The following is a 20,924-nucleotide window of genomic DNA, read 5'->3' as shown; positions in this document are numbered from 1 at the left end:
TCCGGGGGGAGCTACTTGCTGCCGGTGAACTTGGGCATGGTCGCCTCGCCGGCGGCGCTGATGCCCTCGCGGGCCAGCACCTTGGCGAGGGTCAGGGCGAGGATCTTCAGGTCGAGGGCGAACGACTGGTGGTCGACGTACCACAGGTCGAGGCGGAACTTCTCCTCCCAGCTCAGGGCGTTGCGGCCGTTGACCTGGGCCCAGCCGGTGACCCCGGGACGCACCGCGTGGCGGCGGAACTGCTCGGCGTCGTACAGCGGCAGGTACTCCATCAGCAGCGGGCGCGGGCCGACCAGGCTCATGTCGCCCCTGAGCACGTTCCACAGCTCGGGCAGCTCGTCGAGGCTGCTGGCGCGCAGCCAGCGGCCGAAGGGGGTCAGTCGCTCGTGGTCGGGCAGCGGCTCGCCGTGCGCGTCGACGGCGTCGCGCATGGTGCGGAACTTGACGATCTCGAAGGGCATGCCGTTGCGCCCCGGGCGCAGCTGGCGGAACAGCACCGGCGCGCCGAGGCGGCGGCGTACCTGCCAGGCGATCAGCGCCAGCAGCGGAGCGAGCAGCAGCAGGGCGGTGGCGGAAACCAGGAGGTCGAACAGGCGCTTGCTCATATCCCCATCTCCTGCAGCATCACCGCGTTGACGCGGTGCACGTCGTACTTGTCCTCGGCCACCTGGCGCGCGCGCGCGCCCATGCGCCGGGCCAGCCCCGGCTCCTCGATCAAGCGCAGCATGGCGGCCTCGAGGGCGTCGACGTCGCGCACCGGCACCAGGAAGCCGTTGTCGCCGTCGACCACCGTCTCGCGGCAGCCGGGGGCGTCGCTGGTGACGATGGCGCGGCCCATGGCCATGGCCTCCAGCACCGTGCGCGGCGTGCCCTCGTGGTAGGAGGGCAGCACGTAGACGCTGCAGGCGGCGATAGCCGGGCGCACGTCGCTCTGGCGACCGAGGTAGGCGAGGGTGCCGTCGGCCACCCAGGCGTCCAGCTCGCGCTGCTCGATGGCATCCGGGTTGTCGTCGATCCAGCCGACCAGGCTGCACACCACCTGCGGATGGCGCGCGCGCACCCGGCGCGCCGCGGCGGCGTATTCGCGCACGCCCTTGTCGCCGAGCAGGCGGGCGATCAGCAGGAAGTGCGGGGTCGCCGGCAGCGGTGCGACCCGGTACTCGCTGACGTCCACCCCGGAGCCGTTGACCACGCAGGAGGGGGTGGCCGGCGGCAGGATGCCGAGGTTGCGGAACAGCGCCTGGTCGTCGGGGTTCTGCAGGAACACCTTGTGCGTGCAGCGCAGCGCCAGGGCATACAGCGGCTGCACCAGCGAGCGCAGCGCCAGGTGCCGTTCGCCCTCGGCGGCGTTCTGCTGGAACACGTAGCCGAGGCCGGTGACCAGCGCGTAGCGCCGCGGCACATGGGCCAGCAGCGCCGCCAGCGAGCCGTAGATCACCGGCTTGATGGTGTAGCCCAGCACGAAGCTCGGCTGGATGCGCAGCATCAGCTGCCACAGGTAGAGCAGGGTGGCGGCGTCGGCCAGCGGGTTGGTGCCGGTGCGCTTGAGCGGGATGTCGTGCACGCGGATGCCGCGCGCCTCCAGGGCTCGGCGCACCGGGCTGTCCGGCGGCAGGTCCGGCGCGGCCACGTGCACGGTCAGGCCGCGCCCGAGCAGCGCCTCGAGCAGCGGGCCGCGGAAGCCGAGGATCGAATCGGCGAAGCTAGCGATGAGCAGAAAGTTCATGGCGCCGGGTCTCCGTGAGCCAGGCCTGGAACATCAGCACGTCCCAGAGCTGGTGCTGCCAGTTGTGGCGTCCGCCCAGATGCTCGTTCCACAGCCGGCGGATCGGTTCGGGATGGAAATAGCCGTCCTGACGCAGGCGGCCCTCGTCGAGCAGGTCCTCGGCCCAGTCGCGCAGCGGGCCGCGCAGCCAGCGGTCCAGCGGGATGCTGAAGCCCTGCTTGGGGCGCTCGATCAGCTCGCGTGGCACGTGGCGGTAGAGCACCTGGCGCAGCAGCCACTTGCCCTGGCCCTGGCGGATCTTCAGGTCCAGCGGCATGCGCCAGGCCAGCTCGACCACGCGGTGGTCGAGCAGCGGCACGCGGGTCTCCAGGCTGGTGGCCATGGCGGCGCGGTCGACCTTGACCAGGATGTCGTCGGCCATGTAGGTCTGCGCGTCCATGGCCATCATCCAGTGCTCGAAGCTGTCGCTGTGCGGCCAGGCGTTCGGGTCGGTCAGCCGGGTCTGCGGTTCGCGGGCGCCGATGACCAGGCTGGCCGGATCCTTCCAGTGGCTGGTCAGCTGGCGGAAGAACGCCTGGCTGTCGGACAGCTCGAGCACGTCGGCCAGCTTCTGCGCCTTGTCGCCGGGGATGGCCAGGTGCAGGCGCCGCGGCAGCAGCGGCCTGGCCATCTCGAACAGGCGGTCCCAGGTGGCCGGCGGCAGTGCACGCAGCAGGCCGGCGGCGGCCTGGCGGGCGAAGCCCGGCAGGTGCTGCATCTGGCTCCACACCTTGCGTGCGCTCAGGTAGCGGTTGTAGCCGCCGAACAGCTCGTCGCCGCCGTCGCCACTGAGCGCCACCGTCACGTGCTGGCGCGCCAGCTGGCTGACCAGGAAGGTGGGGATCTGCGAGCTGTCGCTGAACGGCTCGCAGTACATGCTCGGCAGGCGCGGGATCACCGCCAGGGCGTCCGCGGGGCTGGCGTACAGCTCGGTGTGCTCGGTGCCCAGGTGGCGGGCCACCGCCCTGGCATGCACGGCCTCGTCGTAGCCGCCCTCGTCGAAGCCGATGGTGAAGGTGCGCACCGGCTGGCTGCTCTGCGCCTGCATCAGCGCGGCGACCGTGCTGCTGTCCACGCCGCCGCTGAGGAAGGCGCCGAGCGGCACGTCGGCAAGCATCTGCGCGCCGATGCTGCGCGACAGCTGCGCGTGCAGCAGCTCGACCGCTTCCTCGGCGCTGCCGGCGAACGGCTCGGCCAGGCCGCGCTCCACCGCCTCGTTGAGGCGCCAGTAGGCGCTGGGTTCGGCGGTGCGGGCGGCGGTGGCATCGTGCAGCGGCAGGGTCACGAAGTGCCCGGGCGGCAGCTTGGATATGCCCTGGTAGATGCTGTAGGGCGCCGGGATGCAGTTGTGGCGCAGCAGCAGGGTCAGCGCGCCGCGGTCCACTCCGGCGCGGAACGCCGGGTGCGCCCTGAGCGCCTTGAGTTCAGAGCCGAACAGCAGGGTGTTGCCCTGCCAGCCGTAGTACAGCGGCTTCTCGCCCAGGCGGTCGCGGGCCAGGGTGAGCTGGCGCGCCTGGCGGTCCCACAGGGCGATGGCGAACATGCCGATGCAGGCCTTGAGGGTGCGCTCGACGCCCCAGGCGGCGAAGCCGGCGAGCAGCGTCTCGGTGTCGGAGTGACTGCGCCACGCCGGCGCGCGGTCTGCGGCCTCGAGCTGGCCGCGCAGCTCCAGGTGGTTGTAGATCTCGCCGTTGAAGGCGATCACGTAGCGCTCGCAGGCCGACTGCATCGGCTGGTGGCCGGCCGGCGACAGGTCGAGGATCGCCAGGCGGCGATGGCCGAGGGCCAGGTTGTGCGCCTGGTCCAGCCATACCCCGCCATCGTCCGGTCCGCGGCTGCGCAGGGTATTGGCCATGCGCCAGGCGATGCCCGGCGAGGCGCTGGTGTCGCTGACGCCCACCGACCAGAAACCGGCTAGACCGCACATGCTGGGGCAACCTCCCGTTGTTCCTTGATGTGCTGATAGAGCACGAACAGCGTGACCCAGAAGATCGGGTGGCGGGCCACGAAGTGGAAGAAGGTGAAGCCGATCAGGCCGGCGGTGCAGGCGAACACCAGGCGCTGGTCGAGCCGATAGACGTCGATGGCGCACTTGACCGGGAAGAAGTAGATGGCGAGCAGGCCGAGCAGGCCGCCGACGGTGAGGATGTCGATCGGCGTGTTGTGCGCCTCCCAGCCCTGGAAGGGCCCGTGCAGCCCCGAGAAGTTGCCGGCGCCGTTGCCCAGCACGAAGGTCAGCGGGTTGTCGAGCCAGGCCTGCAGGCCGTTGATGTACAGGGTGAGGCGCGAGCCGCCCTGGTCGGCCAGCGACCACTGCCTGCCCAGGGCGCTGGCGATGTCGGTGAGGAACCACAGGCCGAGCAGCAGCGCGAGCATCAGGGTCGCCGGCGCCACCAGCATGAAGAAGCGGCTGGGGACGATCAGGCTGAGCAGCAGCACGCCGACGGTCAGCGCCAGGTAGGCGAGGAAGGCGTCGGACTGGCTGGCCAGGCCGAAGAACACCAGCAGGCTGAAGCAGAGCGTCCTGAGCAGCGGCCGGGTGACGTGGATGGCGGTGATCAGGATCAGGCAGACCAGGTAGAGGGCCAGCTGGTTGGGGTTGCGCGCGCCGCCGGTGAAGCGGGTGGTGGCGTACCAGACGCTGACGTCGCCGAACAGGTACTGCAGCGACACCAGGGCGAGGGTGATGGCGAGGGTGAGCAGGGCGATCTGGCGGGTGCGCTCGGCCTGGGTGGCCAGGGCGAAGATGGTCAGCGCGCACAGCAGGTAGGCCAGCAGGTCGCGGAAGGCGATGCCGTAGGTGTCGTAGAGGGCGTTGAGTGCGGTGACCGGCAGCACGATCGCCAGCAGGTGGAGCAGGCTGAGCAGCGGCAGCGGGTGCTCGCGCAGCGACGGCGTGCGCGCTGGCGTGGCGAAGCATCTGGCGATGGCGTAGACGATGATCAGTGCCAGGCCGATCTCGCCGACGCCCAGTTCCGGGGACAGCCGGTAGTTGGTCTGCAGCACCAGGGAGATCGCCGTGGCGATCAGCAGGCTGGGGATGAGGTTCGTCATGGTGGCCGAGGCTCGATGGTGGCTGTGGACGGCCGGGGGGCCGGTGTTCCCTTCCGGTGCTGCGAGTTGACTCGGGACGGCGTGGACGGCGCTGGGCTACTGGGGCTGGCAGCAGCCCGCGGCATCGCGGTCGGGCGCGGCCAGGGTGCGCACGGCCGCGAGCAGTTGCTGCCGGGAGACGAGTGCGTAGTCGACCGGCTGCTGCTTCGGCAGGAGCATCCGCCCGTCGAGGATGCGCTCGAGGTCGTCGAGGCTCAGCCGGCGACCGTGCTGCTCGAGGACCCTGCTGATTTCCGAGTGCTGGTCGGGGCCGAGGGCCAGGATCGGCTTGTCGGTGGCGAGGTACTCGAACAGCTTGCCGGTCAGTACCCCGCGCGCTTCGGGGGCCGGCGACTCGAGCAGGACGAGGATGTCCGACTGGCGCTGCAGGGCGATGGATTCGGCCCGCGGCAGGGCGCCGCGGAAGTCGACGAAGCCCTCGGCGCCGAGCCGGTGGGCGACCTCGAGCAGGCTGCCCGGGTGGTTCGAGGCCACGCAGAAGCGCACCGCGTCCGGGGCTATCCGCCCATCCGCGCGCAGCGCCACCAGCCGCTGCAGCAGCGGCGCGGGATCGCGCCAGGCGTCGAACAGGCTGCCGGTGTAGCTCAGGGTCAGCGGCGCGCCGGCCGGCCGCGGCGCACCGGCGGCGGCATCGGCGCACTGGCCGGGGCAGTTGTAGATCAGCCGGGTGCGCGCGGCGCCGAGCGAGCGGTCGAGGGCCGCCTGCAGGCCCTGGCTGACCGTGGAGACGACCTCGGCGCGCGCCAGCGCGCGTTTCTCCAGGTAGCGCTCCAGCAGGGAGAACGGCGGCAGTCCGGTGGACTTGTGGTCGTCGGCCCACAGGTCGCGGAAGTCCACCCACAGCTTGGTGTCGGGATGGTTCAGGCAGTACAGCAGGGCCGTGACCAGGCTGATGTAGGGGCTGTGGGTGGCGATCACCAGCTCGGGACGGATGCTCTGCAGCGCCCGGTAGGCGGACGGCAGCCAGAGGTCGTGCAGGCAGGGCATGCGGTAGGTCAGCACGCCTGAGCCGACCTTGGCCGGGCCGCCGGCTGCCCTGGCCTGGCCGGCCTGCGCCACCGCCCGCTGCAGGCGGGCGCGCTTGCGCCAGGCGTTGAGCGTCTCGATCAGGGCGATCGCCCGCGAGCGGGTACGCACCACCCGGTAGGGGGCGGCGGCATCCGCGCTGGCGTCGCTTGGGCCGGCGCCGGCGGCGCGGGTGACCACGTGCACCTCGTGCTCCTCGGCCAGCCAGTTGGCCCAGTTCTCCGGGCGGATGGCGCCGACCGCCTCGTCGGGGCGGAAGTGGAAGGCCAGCAGGGCGATTCTCATCTCGGGCTCCGGGGGCGGTTCAGGCGCGGCTGAGGCGGACGGTCGCCGCTCGCGCGGGCGGCACGCAGGGGGCGGCGCCCTGCAGGATCTGCTGGTAGAGGGTGCGCTCGGCCTGGGTATCGAACATCGAGTTGTGCCAGAGCAGGGTGAAGCAGCCGCTGACCGCCTGGCAGCGCTCGCGCAGCTCGGCGAACTTGCGCAGGGCCTCCTCGCCGCGGCCCAGGCCCATGTACAGCGGTTCGAGGATGGTTTCCTCCATGGCGATCAGCGGGCGGATGCGCAGCTTCAGCGGCCGGCCGGCGACCGGGTCGAAGGCCGGGTACTCGAAGCAGGTGCCGCAGCGGAAGCCCGGCCGGTCGGCGTAGCCGAGGGTGCTGTCGTAGCTCATGCCGGCCTGCTCCCAGGCGCGCAGTGTGGTCGGGTTCTCCCAGCGCAGGTAGTGCATGCGCCCGCCCCAGGCGTCCTGCACGATGCCTTCCTCGGCGCACACCCGGCGCAGCCGCGCGGCCTCGGCGGCGATGGCCTGCGGGCGCTGGTAGGTGGCGTAGCTGGGGTGCAGGCCGATCTCGTGGCCGCGGGCGTGGATGCGTCGCAGCAGTTCGCGGATCGCCGGGTGCTCGGGCTCGTAGTCGGCATCGCGCCGCGCGTCGGTGCGCCCGCAGATGAAGTAGAAGGCGCTGGTCAGGCCGTGCCGCTCGGAGGTGTCCATCAGCCAGTCGAAGGTGTTGTCGAGGTCGGCGGGGTGCAGCATCAGCCGGCTGTTCAGGCGCACCCAGGGCGCCAGCCAGGCGCTGCGCAGGTAGCGGCGCTTGAGCAGGTCGCCGGCCATGACGCGCAGGATGGCGCGCGTCGAGCAGAAGCCGTAGCGGCTCGGCCGGTCGACGTCGTGGGACACCCTGATGGCGAAGCGGTGCTGGCGCAGCGGCAGGTGCGGCCACAGGCGCTGGATCACCTGGCCGAGCACGTGCAGCCACTCGTCGACCACCGGGCGCTCCAGGTAGCCGTGGCGGAACGCGTGGGAGGTGGTGCCCGGGAAGCGCTGGTGGACGTCGAGGTCGCTGCGGCCCACTTCCTCCTGGCGGGTGAGCATCCAGTAGGCGAGGCCGAGCAGGTCGTAGTGGATGCGGTAGCCGCCGGGCGTGGTCTCGATCAGCGGCCAGCGCAGCCGGCTGCCGCCGGGCGCCGGCAGCGGCTTGCCGAGCACCGAGTGCCAGCCTTCGCGGCTGGCCGCCCAGCTGGCATGCGGCAGGTTGGAGTCGGCGCGGGCGAAGGTGGTGGCGTCGGTGTCGATCTCGATGGCCGCCGGGCTGCCCGGCAGGCTCAGGCGCATGCTGGCGCCGCCGCTGTCCTGCAGGCTGAAGGTGTGGCCGTAGCGCTCGGCGAGCAGGTGCTCCAGCCAGTCGAGGACGGCGCGGGAGGGCCAGGTCTTGCGGGCGTTCATGGCGTGCCTGCCTTCAGGTCCCGGAGGAACAGGAAGGTCTTGAGCAGGCGCGACGGCGTGCGCGAGACCGCGAAGTAGGGCGTCTGGACCGCGCCGTACTGGCGGAACGAACGCTCCACCGACTCGATCATCGAGCCCTCGAAGTCGAAGCGGCGGGTCTTGTCGGCGACGTAGGCGATGATCTGCTGGTTGAGCAGCGAGGCCGCACCATGGGTGAGGTAGTCCGGGTCGATGGCGCAGATCAGCGCATAGGCGCTCATCTCGTCCCAGATCACGAACAGCGCGGCGTGCAGGTTGCCGTGGCGGTCGTAGGCGGCGATGGTCCTGCCGGCGCCGTGGGCGTAGCAGGCGTCGTGGATGCGCCGGAACTCCTCCCAGCCGTAGGCGATCTTCGCGCCCTTCTTGGCCAGGGTCAGGCAGTGGTGCTCGTAGAAGGTGCGCGCGGGAATGTCGTAGACCACCTCGATGCCGCGCTCGACGGCCTTGCGGATGTTGGCCCGCTTGGAGTTCTCGAAGCCCGCCACCACCTTGTCCATGTCGCCGAGGTCTTCGAGCAGGTAGGTGTAGCGGGTGGTCTCGCGGAAGCCGCGCCAGTAGAACGGCAGCCAGTTGGTCTGGCTGTAGTGCCAGTTCTGGTCGAAGTGGTCGTAGGCCGGCAGCTGGTCGATCAGCGCCTCCATCAGGTCCTTCTGCTGGCCCAGGCGCTTGGCGTACTTGGCGCTGCTCTCGCGCAGCCACGGACCGAGCATCTTGGTGAACGGCGGCAGGGTCAGCAGGGTGAGGCCCAGGCGCCGCTCGATGGCGTAGGGCAGCGCGGCGATCACCCGGCCGTTGTTCTCGACCAGGGCGACGTCCCAGCGCTCGGCGCCGGCGCTGGCGTCCAGCCACCAGGCGCGACTGAAGATCGGCAGGGTCTTCTCGCTGGCGGAGAACTCCCGGTAGAGGGCTTTCCTGTCCCGCACCGCGGGCGCGGCGGCGCGCGGTGCGGCGCTGGGCTGCCAGTCCTGCGCGGCCGGCAGAGGCGTTTCCCGGTAGTCGACTCGTTCGAGCATTTACCTGGCTTCCTGTTTGCTGACGGTGTTGCCTGCCAGGACGTAGCGCGCGCCGGTATGCGGACACTGCACCTCGCCCTGCCCCTGCAGCGGCAGCGCGAGCTGCTCGCCGAACTCGCTCATCCAGCCGATCTGCCGGGCCGGCACGCCGACCACCAGGGCATAGGCGGGCACGTCCCGGTTGATCAGCGCGCCGGCGCCGACGAAGGCGTATTCGCCGATGGTCACCCCGCAGACGATGGTGCAGTTGGCGCCGAGGCTGGCGCCCCGCTTCACCAGGGTGTCGCGGTACTGGTCCTTGCGCTCGATCAGCGAGCGCGGGTTGTAGACGTTGGTGAACACCATGCTCGGCCCGCAGAACACGCCGTCCTCGAGGGTGACGTTGTCGTACACCGAGACGTTGTTCTGCACCTTGCAGTGGTCGCCGATCACCACCCGGTTGCCGACGAACACGTTCTGGCCGAGCGACACGCCCTTGCCGATGCGGGCGCCGCCGCAGACGTGCACGAAGTGCCAGACCCGCGAGCCTTCGCCGATCTGCGCGCCCTCGTCGACGATGGCGCTGGGATGCTGGTAGTGGTTCATGACATGACCCTCAGGCAGGCGGGGGACTTGAGCAGCGGGTGGTAGTCGCCCTGGGCGCCCAGCGGCTTGGCGTTGCGGATGGCGGCGACCGTGGTGATGGCGGTGCGGTTGGCTTCCAGGCCGAAGCCGCGGCCGGCGAGGATCTCCTCGTAGCTGCGGGTGTGCAGGTCGGTGAAGCCGCCGGAGAACTCGATCTCCTCGCCATCCACGGTGATCGAGCGGTAGGTGCGCTGGCCGGCCTCGCGCACTGCGCGCGGCACGTCGTCGATGTCCACCGACAGGTACCAGCGCACCCGGGCGTGCTCGTACTCCAGGTAGCCGGCGGCCTTGGTGGCGGTGCACAGGTGCACGCGGTTTTCCTGCAGTTCGCCGAAAATGAAGTGCAGCATGTCGAAGAAGTGCACGCCGATGTTGGTGGCGATGCCGCCGGACTTGCGCGCATCGCCCTTCCACGAGCGCAGGTACCAGTGGCCGCGCGCGGTGATGTAGCTGAGGTCCACCTCGTGCTTGGTCGGGCACTGCTTGTTCAGCATCTGCTCGCGCAGGGCGATGATCGCCGGGTGCACGCGCAGCTGCAGGATGGTGTTGACCCGGTGGCCGGTGTCCCTCTCGATCTCCTGCAGCGCGTCGATGTTCCACGGGTTGAGCACCAGCGGCTTCTCGCAGATGGCGTCGGCGCCGCTGCGCAGGGCGAAGCGCATGTGCGAGTCGTGCAGGTAGTTGGGCGAGCAGATCGACACGTAGCTCACCTGGTTGTCGTGGTTGCGCCGGCGCAGCTTGTCGATGTGCCGGTCGAAGCGCTCGAACTCGGTGAAGAAGTCGGCCTCGGGGAAGTAGCTGTCGAGGATGCCGATCGAGTCGTTGGGGTCCAGCGCAGCCACCAGTTGGTTGCCGGTGGCCTTGATGGCCTGCATGTGGCGGGGGGCGATGAAACCGGCGGCCCCGATGAGAGCGAAGTTCTTCATGGGTTGGCTCTTCTGGTGCGTGGCGGTGGCTGGTCCTGCCGGCCCTGCGCGGGGCAGGGGCGGCCGGTTCCGGTTCAGGTGTGGGCGATGTACCAGGGCATGGCCGCGGCGATGCCGGCGGCGATGTCGAACTGCGGCGCGTAGCCGAGCAGAAGGCGCGCCTTGCCGATGTCGGCCTGCGAGTGGCGCACGTCGCCGGTGCGGAACTCGCGGTACACCGGGGCCGGCGCGTAGTGCACGCCGTGGCTGGCCAGGCTGCGGCGCAGCGCGGCGAACAGCTGGTTGAGGTCGGTGCGGCTGCTGAAGGCGACGTTGTAGACCTGGTTGCGGGCGCTGGCGGTGGCGCTGGCGGCGAGCAGATTGGCCTGCACCACGTTGGCGACGTAGCAGAAGTCGCGGCTGGTCTCGCCGTCGCCGTTGATCGCCACCGGCTCGCCGCGGATCATCGCCGCGGTCCAGCGCGGGATCACCGCGGCATAGGCGCCGTCCGGGTCCTGGCGCGGGCCGAACACGTTGAAGTAGCGCAGGCCGATGCTGGCGAAGCCGTAGCAGCGGGCGAACACCTCGGCGTACAGCTCGTTGACGTACTTGGTCACCGCGTAGGGCGACAGCGGGCGGCCGATGGCGTCCTCGACCTTGGGCAGGCCGGGGTGGTCGCCGTAGGTGGAGCTGCTGGCGGCGTAGGTGAAGCTCTGCACGCCGGCATCGCGGGAGGCGACCAGCATGTTGAGGAAACCGTCGATGTTGGCGCCGTTGCTGGCGAGCGGGTCGTCGATCGAGCGCGGCACCGAGCCGAGGGCGGCCTGGTGGAGGACGTGATCGACGCCCTCGCAGGCTTGGCGGCAGTCGTCCAGGTTGCGGATGTCGCCTTCGACGAAGCGGAAGTTCGCCCAGCGCTGCCGGCCGACCAGTTCCTGCACCTCGTCGAGGTTGCGTCGGTGGCCGGTGGCGAAGTTGTCCAGGCCGACCACCTGCTGGTCGAGCCCGAGCAGCGCTTCCAGCAGGTTGGAGCCGATGAAGCCGGCGACGCCGGTGACCAGCCAGGTCTTGTGGCTGCGGGCCAGCTCGTGCTGCAGGGCCAGATAGCGGGACATGGTGGGCGCTTCCGTGGTGGAGGGAGTCGCGGTGCTGGTTTGTGGGAGGTCGCCCGCGGCGCGCTGCCGGGTGCAACAGCAGCGCGGCAGACCGTGTCCGCCTAGCGGCGCGGGGCGCGCCTCGCACAATTCGGTGGCTACAGGCGCAGGTCGGCCTCGCTCTGGTCGAGCAGGTACTTGAGGTCGTAGAGCACGTGCTCGTCCTTGCCGTAGCGGCGGATGTTGGCGGCGCCCAGGCTGCGGAACTCGTCGTGGGCGACGGCGAGGATGATGGCGTCGTAGGCGGCGATGGCCGGTTCGCCGACCGGGGTGACGCCGTATTCGTGCTGGGCCTCGGCGATGTTCACCCAGGGGTCGTAGACGTCGGCGCTGATGTGGTACTCGGCCAGTTCGCGCAGGATGTCGACCACCTTGGTGTTGCGCAGGTCCGGGCAGTTCTCCTTGAAGGCCAGGCCCAGCACCAGCACGCTGGCGCCCTCGACGCAGATGCGCCGCTTGAGCATGGCCTTGACCAGTTGCGAGGCCACGTAGGCGCCCATGCCGTCGTTGAGGCGGCGGCCGGCGAGGATGATCTCGGGGTGGTAGCCGATGCTCTGCGCCTTGTGGGTCAGGTAGTAGGGGTCGACGCCGATGCAGTGGCCGCCGACCAGGCCGGGGCGGAACGGCAGGAAGTTCCACTTGGTGCCGGCGGCCTTGAGCACCGCCTCGGTGTCGATGCCCATGCGGTTGAAGATGATCGCCAGCTCGTTGATCAGGGCGATGTTGAGGTCGCGCTGGGTGTTCTCGATCACCTTGGCGGCCTCGGCGACCTTGATGCTGCTGGCCTTGTGGGTGCCGGCGGCGATGATCTGGCCGTACAGCGCGTCGACCAGATCGGCGACCTCCGGGGTGGAGCCGGAGGTGATCTTCCGGATGGTGGTGACGCGGTGCTCCTTGTCGCCGGGATTGATGCGTTCGGGGCTGTAGCCGGCGAAGAAGTCGACGTTGAACTTCAGGCCCGACACCCGTTCCAGCACCGGCACGCATTCCTCCTCGGTGGCCCCGGGGAACACGGTGGATTCGTAGATGACCAGGTCGCCGGGCTTGAGCACCTGGCCGATGGTCTGCGAGGCCCGGATCAGCGGGGTCAGGTCGGGCTGCTTGTGCTCGTTGATCGGCGTCGGCACGGTGACGATGAAGGTGTTGCAGGCGGCCAGGTCGGCGAGGTCGGCGCTGTAGCGCAGCTGGCTGGCCTCGCGCAGTTCGAGGTCGCTGACCTCCAGGGTGGCGTCATGGCCGCCGCGCAGGGCGTCGATGCGCGCCTGGTTGATGTCGAAGCCCACCACGGGGCGATGCTTGCTGAATTCGACGGCGAGCGGCAAGCCGACGTAGCCGAGGCCGATGATGGCGAGTTTGATGTCGTCCGGCGTGTGCATGGTGGTCGTCCTGATGGGGCCAGTGGTGGGTCGTGGCCATCCATGGGCGGAGAGCGGCGGGGCGCCTTCCGGGCGTCCGCGCAGGATCCGGGCCGTGTCGCGGTTCAGGCGAAGTGGCCCCGGGCGATCTGCCAGGGGGTGTCGATGACCAGGCGTTCGGCCTGGAAGGCGCCGACGATGCGTGCGGCCTGCTGCATGCCTTCGCTGAGTACCGGCGGGCGGTGGCGGACGTTGTGGGCGTCGCTGGCGAGGATGGTGACCAGCCCCAGCTCGAGCAGGGCGCAGGCGATCAGCCGGGCGGGCTCGCCGAAGTGGCCGGCGACGGCCCCGGCGGTGACCTGCAGCAGGCAGCCCTGCTCGATGAACGGCTTGAGCTTGCGCGGGCACTGCATCACGCCCTTGTTGCGCTCGGGGTGGGCGATCATCGGCATGACGTCGTGCTGCAGCAGCCATTCGGTGAGGCGTTCGGCGCCGAACGGCACCTCGCCGTGCGGCAGCTCCAGCAGCAGCACGCGCTTGCCGTGCCAGCGGCCGAGGAAGGGCAGGCTGTCCTGCTCGATGCCCTGCATCAGCTCGGTGCTGTAGCGGACCTCGGCGGCGGCGGCGACCTGCAGCGGGATGCCCGCTTCCTGGAGGCCGACGACCAGGCGCTGGCGCGCCGCGGCGATGCTGGCGAGGTCGTTGTCGTAGCGCCCGGGGTGGATGTGCGGGGTGCAGACCAGGTGGGTGATGCCTTCGGCGACCGCCAGGCGCGCCAGCTCCAGGGCGGTGTCGAGGTCGGGGGCACCGTCGTCGATGCCCGGCAGCAGGTGGTTGTGCAGGTCGATCATGGACGAACTCCCTGTTGTCCGCCGGTAGCGGGTCGCGGCGCAGGCCTTCAGGCCTTCTGCGCCTCGGTGGCCGGCTGGCTGCTGGTGTAGCCGTAGTAGTCGTAGTAGCCGCCGTAGTGGTAGCCCTGTTTCTGCGCCTTGCGCACGTCCACCTGGTTGAGCACCACGCCGGTGACCGGCGAGTTGCTCTGCAGCAGCTGGCCGACGCCTTTCTGCGCCAGCGGCACCGGCGTGGTCTCGGACTTGATCACGTAGATCTGCGCGTCGGCGTGGGTGGCGAGGATGGTGGCGTCGCTCACCGCCTGGATCGGCGGCGAGTCGATGATCACCCGGTCGTAGCGGCTCTTGAGATCCTCGATGACCGCAGCGAAGCGTTCCGAGGACAGCAGCTCCAGCGGGTTCGGCGGCACGGCGCCGGCGCACAGCATGTCGATGCCCTCGATGGTCTTGATGCAGTCCTCGGCCCGGGCGGTGCCGGCGATCAGGTTGGCCAGGCCGGGGGTGCCCACCGGGAACTTGAAGTTCTTCGCCAGGGTCGGCCGGCGCAGGTCGGCGTCGACCAGCAGCACCTTCTCCAGCTGGCCGAAGGCGTAGGCCAGGTTGGCCGCCACGGTGCTCTTGCCCTCGCCGGGCAGCGAGGAGGTGACCACCAGGATGCGGTGCGGCTCGGCCATGCCGGACAGCACCAGGCCGGTGCGTATGGTGCGGATCGACTCGCTGAAGCTGCGGTCCTCGTTGCTGCTGAACAGGTGGGCGATCTGGCTGCGCTGGCGGTTCTTGACCAGCGGCAGGATGCCCAGCACCGGCAGGTTGAGCTTGCTCTCGACCTCCTCGATGCTCTTGAAGGTGTTGTTGAGGATCTGCAGCAGCAGGGTCATGGCGACGCTGCACACCAGCGCGAGGATGCCGGAGAGGCCGACGATCAGGCCCTTCATCGGCCGGATCGGCGCGCTGGGCAGCACCGCCGGGTCGACCACGCGGGCGTTGGCCGCTTCCAGGTCGGCGGTGGCGGTGGTTTCCTTCAGGCGGGTCATGAAGGTGTCGTAGAGGGTGCGGTTGGCCTCCACCTCGCGCATCAGCTCGCGGACCTCGAACTCCTTGCGGGAGATCTTCTGGATCTGCGCCTTGTTGGATTCCACCGAGGCGCGCAACGACTCTTCGTTGGCCACCGCCAGCTGGTAGTTGCGCTCGATGCCGGCGACGATCTGCTCGACCTGGCCGCGCAGGCTGGCCGAGGCGGCGGCGAGATCGGAGCGCGCGGCCTCGAGTGCCGGGTGGCGGGAGCCATAGCGCTTGGACAGCTCATCGACCTTGGCGCGGGCCTTGGCCTCGTCGGACTTGAACTGCTGGATCAGCGGGTGGCCGAGGACGGCCGGGATGGTGGCGAGCTTCTCCCAGCCGCCCTTGCGCATGGATTCCACCTGGCGGTACTGGCTCTGCGCCTCGGCGCGCTGGCGGCGGGCATCGATCATGCGGTCGCTGGTGGCGGTCAGTTCGGCGGCGCTGACGCTGGCGACGCCGCCGACGTCCACCAGGTTCTCCTTCTCGCGGAAGGCCTGCAGGCGGGACTCGGCGTCCTTGAGCTTGCTGCGCAGCTCGACCATGCGGTTGTTCATCCAGGTGGTGGCCATCATGGACATGTCCATGGAGGCTTCCAGCTGGGCCTCGATGAAGCCGTTGGCCAGGGCGTTGGCGGCGCGGGTCGCCAGCTCCGGATCGGTCATGTCGACCATGACCTTGACCAGCTGGCTCTTGCCCATGGGCTCGATGGTCACCCGGGCCATGAGTTCGCGGGTCACCTCGTCGAAGATCTTCGCCTCGCTCGGGCCGCCGGCATTCTCCGGCAGGCTTTGCGTCCCGGTGGCGGGGTTGGCCTCGGCCACGCTGCTGAAGCCGGCCAGCAGGCCGCGCACGTCGATCAGCGGACCGTCCTGCTGGCGCGGATCGAACTCGGGGTGGCTGGTCAGCTCCAGGCGGCGCACCACCCGTTCGGCCAGGGCGCGCGACTTGAGCAGCTGGAACTGGGTTTCCAGGTACTCGTTGCCGGTACCCTCGGCCCCGTAGACCTGCTCGATGGAGACCACGTTGGCCTTCTTCTGCTCGATCAGCAGGGTGGCGGTGGCCCGGTAAGTCGGGGTGACGGCGAAGGTGCCCAGGGCGGCCACCATCATGACGATCAGGATCAGGGCGAGAATTCCCCACTTGCGCCGCCAGATGGTTTGCCACATCTGCAGCATGTCGGGAGCGTCGCTCGTCAGGCGGCTGGCGATCCAGGTGCGCGCCTGGTGTCGGGCGGTGGTGTCCATGGCAGAAGGCCCCCTGCTCAGTGGGTCAGAAGAAACCCTGGTCGATGGTGATGGTGTCGCCCGGCATCACCGGGGTGTCGAGGCTGGCGCGCTCGGGACGGCGCTGGGGATCCTGGTCGCGGATGATGGTGATGCGGCTGGTCGAGGCGCGCTCGGTCAGGCCGCCGGCCAGCGCCACGGCGCGGCGCAGGGTCAGGCCGGGCTGGAAGGTGTAGCCGCCGGGGGTCTTCACTTCGCCGCTGATGAAGAACTCGCGGTACCTGAGGATGCTGACCGACACCCGCGGGTCGACCAGGTAGCCGCCCTTGAGGCGCTCGGCGAGCATCCGCTCGATCTCGGCGGCGGTCTTGCCCCTGGCCTGGATGTCGCCGAGGAAGGGGTAGGAGAAGATGCCCGCGTCGTTGAGGCGGACCTCCGGGAAGCTGAGATCCGGCTCGCCGAACACGCTGATGGCGATGATGTCGCCCGAGGCCAGCTTGTAGGTGGAGTAGCCTTCCGCCCGCACGGCGCCGCCGTGGGGCAGGAGCAGGCCGAGGCTCAGGGCCAGGAGAAGGTGACGGAGGATCATGGCGCGTTCTCTGGTGACGTCGTGGAGGTCAGCGGGGGCCGTTGATGGCGCCCGCATCTGCCGCAACCGAATGCTCGAGCGACAGGCCTTCCTGTTCGCGGCGCTTCGTGCTGCCCGCGCCGCGCTGGGGCCGGCCGTCAGCTGCGGCTGGCAGGCGCCTGGTCGCGGCCATTGCCGGGGGTGCGCTCCTCGCCGGGGGTGGCAGGCTTCGCCGGCGAGGCCGGTTCGTCCGCGCTTCCCGGTTGCGCCGGCGTGGCTGGGGTGGCCGCCTGGTCGGGCCTGGCGTCCCGCTGTTCGGCGCTCGACTCGTCGACCGCCAGCAGCAGGGAGCTGGCCGCGAACCGTGGGGCGTCCGGCGCCGCGGGGAGTGCGACGGCCTGAGTGGCGGCCAGCGCCAGCGTCAGGGAAAGGGGGATCAGGATGCTGCGCATGTCGAATCTCCTCGCGGCCGGGGCGGGTCGCCTGTCGGCTGGCGGGTGCTGCCGGATAGCTGCTGTTTGACAGGCTGTTCCGGGCACGCTACCGCCCCAAGATTTACCGCAAATTCTTGAAAACGAGTCTTTGCAATGTCGATGGCAATTCGTGGAAAGCATCACTTGAAGCGTGCTTATGGACGTGAGTGTAGTGCGGCTTTGCAACTCGTAAAGGCAGTCTGGTTACTTGTTGAGCGTTCGCTCGGCGTCTACTTTATGAAGTGCTGGAAGTTGTTTTGTTGAAGGGTTTTCGAGTGACAGGGGTGGGGTATGGACGCATCGCTTGAGGGTGGGCAAGGTCCCTAGCGTTTCCCGGAAGTGGCTTTACAGAGCGGTTGCGGCGGGGCTTTACGCTTCACCTTGACGCTCGTCCGCGTGCAGGCGAAGTTCGCCGACGGGAGTCCTGCATTCAATTCTTGTTTGTAGCCTGCATGGCACTTTGGCCGTGCGGGCCGTTCGCGCCTGTTTGTCGTTCTTGTTGTTGTGCAGGATTGCTAATTGTGCTGGTAGAAAATTAATACCGGGATATTCGTATATTCCGGTTTGCGGTTTTATGGTTTTCGACTTGCAAGTTGGTTGATCTGGTATATATGCGTCGGACTATTTATATGTTCTGGTAGAAAATTACTTCGGATTATCTGTCGGCGCGGCGACAGGTACATATGGGAGAGCGTCCGCAGCGCGGGTATCGCACCGCAGGGAGGGGGCGTCCGCCCCTGCTGCCCGGAGCAGCGAGGGCTGGCGGGCGCCGCAGGCACGCACCTGCGGCGCTCGCTCAGCGCCGCGGATCAGATGGCGGGTGCCGATGCATCGCTGCCGGAGGCGCAGCGCGGGCTGCAGGCGCGAAGCACCGCCTCGCGCAGGGCGTGGATCTTCAGCGGCTTGGTCAGGTAGCTGATGACGTCGAGGTCGCTGACCTGGGCGAAGTCCTCGGGCAGGGCTCCGGCGCTGATGACGATCACCGGCAGTTCGCTGGTGCGCGCGTTGCGACGCAGGCTGCGCAGCAGGCTGTCGCCCTGCAGGCCGGGGAGGTCGATGTCGAGCAGCAGCAGTTCCGGAGGGTTCTCGGTGATCCAGTGCAGGGCTTCCAGGCCGTTCTCCATCACCTCCACCTCGCCCAGGTCGGCGAGGGCCTTCTGCACCAGCATCTGGCTGGCGCGGTTGTCCTCGACGTAGAGGATGCGCAGGCGCGGCGTGGGGGTGGCGCGCTGCTGGCCGGCGCTGCCGCGCTGCATCGCCGGATTGAACGGCAGCTCGATCCAGAAGGTGCTGCCGATGCCGGACTCGCTGCTGAAGCCGAGCCGGCCGTGCATCAGTTCGGCCAGCTCGCGGCTCAGCACCAGGCCGATGCCGGTGCCCTTGATGGTGCTGTTCTCGTGACCGAGGCGCTGGAACGGCTTGAACAGCAGCGCCTGCTTGTCCGCGTCGATGCCGAGGCCGGTGTCCTCGACGATCAGGCGCAGGCTGGTGGGGGTGGTCTTGTAGCTGAGCGAGATGAGGCCGTTGGGACGGTTGTACTTCACTGCATTGCTCAGCAGGTTGAGCAGGATCTGCCGCAGGCGCCGCGGCTCGGCACGCACCAGCAGGCAGCCTTCGGGCAGGTGGCTTTCCAGCTGCAGGTGCTGCTCGCGAGTCTGCGGGCGGATCAGCTCGATGCACTCGCTCATGATCTGCCGGGCATCGACGGTTTCCAGGCTGACGCTGGTCTTTTCCGCCTCGATGTGCGCCAGGTCGAGGATGTCGTCGACCAGCAGGCACAGGTGGCTGCTGGCGGCGAGGATTTCGCCGGCATACTGCTGCAGGCCGGTTTCCTCGGGACGCTCGAGCAGTTCGAGCTGGATCATCTGGGCGAAGCCCTGCACGGCGTTGAGCGGCGTGCGCAGCTCGTGGCTCATGCTCGACAGGAAGCGGGTCTTGGCCACGTTGGCGGCCTGGGCCTGCTGGCTGGCCTGGCTGAGGGCCTCCTGTGTGGCCTTGAGGGCATCGATGTCGACGTGGGTGCCGACCAGACGCTGCGCCCGGCCTTCGACATCGATGGCGATCGCCCGGCCGCGGCTGAGCAGCCAGTGGTAGATGCCGCAGGCGTCGGCGAAGCGGAATTCGATGGTGTAGTTGTCGCTGGGGTGCTGCTCGGGATGTTCGTGGCAGACCACCACCGCCTCGAGGTCGTCGGGGTGGACCAGGGCGTAGAAGGCCTCCAGCGCCATGTCCGGCTCGCCCAGCCCGAAGCGCTCCAGGAAGCGGCCCTCGATGTGGATGCGCCGCTGGTCCAGGTCGATCTCCCAGACGCTGTCGGTGGTCGAGTCGAGAACCAGGGCGAGCTGCTCCTGGGCCTGCCGGCGGGTGGCTTCGCTGCGGGCGAGCTGCTCGCCCATGACGGCGGCGGCGCTGGCCATCCGGTCGAGCTCGGCGATGCTCGACTGGGCGCGCTCGGGGCTCCAGTTGCCCTGGCCGATCTGCGCCATCATGCCGGTGACGCCGTCGATCGGCTGCTGCAGCTGGTCGACCAGCTGGCGCGAGCGCAGCCACATGACCGCGAAGAACAGCAGGTAGAACAGCACCAGCCCGGCGATCAGCAGGTAGCCGATCTGCTGGTAGCGTTCGGCGAGGGTGTTGGTCTTGCTGAACACCTCGGCCTCGTCGACCACGGTGATCAGCTTCCAGCCGGTTTCCGGGATGGTCGCCCAGGCCGCCAGCTTGGGTTTGCCGTCCAGCACGAGAGCCTCGATGCCGGTCTGGGCGCGGCTGATGGCGCGTGCCAGGGCAAGGGTGTCCGGGCGCTTGCCGAGGTTGAAGTCGGCCGGCTTGAAGATCTCCTTGCGGATGGCCTCGTCGTAGGAGTGGCTGGTCAGCTCGGCGAGGGCGAGGTCCCGCTCGCCCTGGGGTGGCAGGGCCATGATGTTGAGTTCGCCGCTGGCCAGCAGCGCATAGCCGTTCCAGGCCACCTGCAGGCCGGCGATCTCGCGCAGGATGGTGTCGACGGTGATGTCGAGGCCGGCGACGCCTTCGAGGAAGTCGCCCCGGTAGACCGGTGCGAGGGTCGACATCATCCAGCCCTGGCCGGCGGGATCGACGTAGATGTCGGTCCACACCACCTTGCGCTGCGGGTTGTGACGCGTGTCGGCGAGGTAGTAGAAGTTGTAGTTGGGGATCACCATGTCGTGGGGATACTGCGACGGGGTGTGGAACCACGGGTAGATCCGGTTGTAGCTGTCCCAGGTGTTGAAGTAGATGGAGGCGATCAGCGGATTGGCGCTGTGCAGGCTCTTCATCAGCGGGTCGAGCTGGGCCAGGCGCAGGACGCGTTCGAGGTCCTGGCGTTCGGGCGGGGTGCTGTTGGCGTAGAAGGAGGCGGCCCGGCCGTCGTCGGTGCGGGTATAGAGCACGCCATCCTCGGTGCGGGTGTGGCGCTGGCGCTCCGCTTCGTCGACCAGGTAGCCCGGCGCGCGCAGGACGCTGTCGATCTGGTGGCGGTAGACGTCGGTGAGCTTGGCGATGGCGGCCAGCCGCTCGCTGACCAGGTGCGCTTCCTGCTGGGCGGCGGTCTTCAGATCGCCCAGCGCGGTTTCGCGCAGGTGCTCGATCTGTGCCTCGCGAATCGAGCTGTTGGTCAGCAGGTAGGCGGCGATCAGCACGGTCTCCACCAGGACCAGCGGAATCAGTGCGCTCTGCACGAAAGCACGCCACATCCAGCCGCGGAGGGTGGTTTTCTTGTTGTCCTGCATTCCTTGGGCTCTCGGTCGCGCTGGGGGCTCTGCTCAGGCAAGGGATCGGCTGCCGAGGCGTTGTCGGTCGCCTGGGGGGCGAGAACGGCGAATCTTGCGGTGCGATGATAATTCAATGCGCTTGTTTTGTGATCCACTTTGCATATTGATGCAGGTCAGACCCGCTGCAGGTAATGGCGATCCGCCCGGCCGCCAGATCGTGGCGCAGAGTTTTTCGCTTGCCGGGTTGTAACTTGCGCGCGACTCGCTACAATGGCGCGGCTCGCCGACTGGCGGGTAC

Annotated in this window: 16 protein-coding genes; all 16 read right to left on the bottom strand. The window is 69.1% G+C overall.

Annotated features, from left to right (window positions below):
* Nucleotides 1-11: 11 nt before the first annotated feature.
* The gene (locus SK095_RS08330; protein ID WP_136488033.1) at nt 12-605 is read right to left on the bottom strand and encodes a sugar transferase; all 594 of its coding nucleotides are present in this window, start codon (nt 603-605) and stop codon (nt 12-14) included.
* Entirely contained in the window at nt 602-1,726 is a 1,125-nt protein-coding gene (locus tag SK095_RS08325) for a glycosyltransferase family 4 protein (protein WP_136488034.1), read from the bottom strand. The genes SK095_RS08330 and SK095_RS08325 overlap by 4 nt, the downstream gene beginning before the upstream one ends.
* Nucleotides 1,704-3,692 carry an asparagine synthase (glutamine-hydrolyzing) gene (asnB, locus tag SK095_RS08320; protein ID WP_320548537.1) on the bottom strand — a complete coding sequence of 663 codons (1,989 nt, stop codon included), beginning with the start codon at nt 3,690-3,692 and terminating at the stop codon, nt 1,704-1,706. Before asnB ends, SK095_RS08325 begins: the two co-directional genes overlap by 23 nt.
* Nucleotides 3,680-4,819 (bottom strand): hypothetical protein, encoded by a 1,140-nt coding sequence (locus SK095_RS08315; protein WP_320548536.1) that lies wholly within the window; start codon nt 4,817-4,819, stop codon nt 3,680-3,682. The genes asnB and SK095_RS08315 overlap by 13 nt, the downstream gene beginning before the upstream one ends.
* A gap of 96 nt (nt 4,820-4,915) precedes the next feature.
* Complete coding sequence (locus SK095_RS08310; protein ID WP_320548535.1) at nt 4,916-6,190, bottom strand: glycosyltransferase; 1,275 nt, start codon at nt 6,188-6,190, stop codon at nt 4,916-4,918.
* Nucleotides 6,191-6,209: 19 nt separating this feature from the next.
* Nucleotides 6,210-7,631, bottom strand: coding sequence for a polysaccharide deacetylase family protein (locus SK095_RS08305; protein WP_320548534.1), 1,422 nt, complete (start codon nt 7,629-7,631; stop codon nt 6,210-6,212).
* On the bottom strand, nt 7,628-8,683 hold the full coding sequence (locus SK095_RS08300; RefSeq protein WP_136488039.1) for a GNAT family N-acetyltransferase: 1,056 nt from the start codon (nt 8,681-8,683) through the stop codon (nt 7,628-7,630). Before SK095_RS08300 ends, SK095_RS08305 begins: the two co-directional genes overlap by 4 nt.
* Nucleotides 8,684-9,268, bottom strand: coding sequence for a UDP-2-acetamido-3-amino-2,3-dideoxy-D-glucuronate N-acetyltransferase (gene wbpD, locus SK095_RS08295; protein ID WP_136488040.1), 585 nt, complete (start codon nt 9,266-9,268; stop codon nt 8,684-8,686).
* A complete protein-coding gene (locus SK095_RS08290) occupies nt 9,265-10,233 on the bottom strand; it encodes a Gfo/Idh/MocA family oxidoreductase (protein WP_320548533.1) in 969 nt (322 codons plus the stop codon). The genes wbpD and SK095_RS08290 overlap by 4 nt, the downstream gene beginning before the upstream one ends.
* A gap of 74 nt (nt 10,234-10,307) precedes the next feature.
* The gene (locus SK095_RS08285; RefSeq protein WP_320548532.1) at nt 10,308-11,327 is read right to left on the bottom strand and encodes an SDR family oxidoreductase; all 1,020 of its coding nucleotides are present in this window, start codon (nt 11,325-11,327) and stop codon (nt 10,308-10,310) included.
* A 137-nt stretch (nt 11,328-11,464) separates the two neighbouring features.
* Nucleotides 11,465-12,742, bottom strand: coding sequence for a Vi polysaccharide biosynthesis UDP-N-acetylglucosamine C-6 dehydrogenase TviB (gene tviB, locus SK095_RS08280; RefSeq protein ID WP_320548531.1), 1,278 nt, complete (start codon nt 12,740-12,742; stop codon nt 11,465-11,467).
* Between the two features lie 104 nt (nt 12,743-12,846).
* Nucleotides 12,847-13,572, bottom strand: coding sequence for a tyrosine-protein phosphatase (locus tag SK095_RS08275; RefSeq protein WP_320548530.1), 726 nt, complete (start codon nt 13,570-13,572; stop codon nt 12,847-12,849).
* A gap of 47 nt (nt 13,573-13,619) precedes the next feature.
* Nucleotides 13,620-15,878, bottom strand: coding sequence for a polysaccharide biosynthesis tyrosine autokinase (locus tag SK095_RS08270; RefSeq protein WP_320548529.1), 2,259 nt, complete (start codon nt 15,876-15,878; stop codon nt 13,620-13,622).
* 25 nt (nt 15,879-15,903) lie between these two features.
* A complete protein-coding gene (locus SK095_RS08265; protein ID WP_136488046.1) occupies nt 15,904-16,446 on the bottom strand; it encodes a polysaccharide biosynthesis/export family protein in 543 nt (180 codons plus the stop codon).
* A 137-nt stretch (nt 16,447-16,583) separates the two neighbouring features.
* Nucleotides 16,584-16,877, bottom strand: coding sequence for a hypothetical protein (locus tag SK095_RS08260; RefSeq protein WP_320548528.1), 294 nt, complete (start codon nt 16,875-16,877; stop codon nt 16,584-16,586).
* 830 nt (nt 16,878-17,707) lie between these two features.
* Entirely contained in the window at nt 17,708-20,644 is a 2,937-nt protein-coding gene (locus SK095_RS08255; protein ID WP_320548527.1) for an ATP-binding protein, read from the bottom strand.
* Nucleotides 20,645-20,924: the final 280 nt, after the last annotated feature.

This window comes from Pseudomonas sp. AN-1, from assembly GCF_034057115.1.
Taxonomy (GTDB): Bacteria; Pseudomonadota; Gammaproteobacteria; order Pseudomonadales; family Pseudomonadaceae; genus Geopseudomonas.
The sequence above is the reverse complement of the archived record's forward strand: the minus strand, read 5'-3'. Positions and strand labels throughout refer to the sequence as shown.

Coding starts and splice junctions, on each gene's coding strand:
- SK095_RS08330 (WP_136488033.1), bottom strand. CDS start 605: ATGAGCAAGCGCCTGTTCGACCTCCTGGTTTCCGCCACCGCCCTGCTG.
- SK095_RS08325 (WP_136488034.1), bottom strand. CDS start 1,726: ATGAACTTTCTGCTCATCGCTAGCTTCGCCGATTCGATCCTCGGCTTC.
- asnB (WP_320548537.1), bottom strand. CDS start 3,692: ATGTGCGGTCTAGCCGGTTTCTGGTCGGTGGGCGTCAGCGACACCAGC.
- SK095_RS08315 (WP_320548536.1), bottom strand. CDS start 4,819: ATGACGAACCTCATCCCCAGCCTGCTGATCGCCACGGCGATCTCCCTG.
- SK095_RS08310 (WP_320548535.1), bottom strand. CDS start 6,190: ATGAGAATCGCCCTGCTGGCCTTCCACTTCCGCCCCGACGAGGCGGTC.
- SK095_RS08305 (WP_320548534.1), bottom strand. CDS start 7,631: ATGAACGCCCGCAAGACCTGGCCCTCCCGCGCCGTCCTCGACTGGCTG.
- SK095_RS08300 (WP_136488039.1), bottom strand. CDS start 8,683: ATGCTCGAACGAGTCGACTACCGGGAAACGCCTCTGCCGGCCGCGCAG.
- wbpD (WP_136488040.1), bottom strand. CDS start 9,268: ATGAACCACTACCAGCATCCCAGCGCCATCGTCGACGAGGGCGCGCAG.
- SK095_RS08290 (WP_320548533.1), bottom strand. CDS start 10,233: ATGAAGAACTTCGCTCTCATCGGGGCCGCCGGTTTCATCGCCCCCCGC.
- SK095_RS08285 (WP_320548532.1), bottom strand. CDS start 11,327: ATGTCCCGCTATCTGGCCCTGCAGCACGAGCTGGCCCGCAGCCACAAG.
- tviB (WP_320548531.1), bottom strand. CDS start 12,742: ATGCACACGCCGGACGACATCAAACTCGCCATCATCGGCCTCGGCTAC.
- SK095_RS08275 (WP_320548530.1), bottom strand. CDS start 13,572: ATGATCGACCTGCACAACCACCTGCTGCCGGGCATCGACGACGGTGCC.
- SK095_RS08270 (WP_320548529.1), bottom strand. CDS start 15,878: ATGGACACCACCGCCCGACACCAGGCGCGCACCTGGATCGCCAGCCGC.
- SK095_RS08265 (WP_136488046.1), bottom strand. CDS start 16,446: ATGATCCTCCGTCACCTTCTCCTGGCCCTGAGCCTCGGCCTGCTCCTG.
- SK095_RS08260 (WP_320548528.1), bottom strand. CDS start 16,877: ATGCGCAGCATCCTGATCCCCCTTTCCCTGACGCTGGCGCTGGCCGCC.
- SK095_RS08255 (WP_320548527.1), bottom strand. CDS start 20,644: ATGCAGGACAACAAGAAAACCACCCTCCGCGGCTGGATGTGGCGTGCT.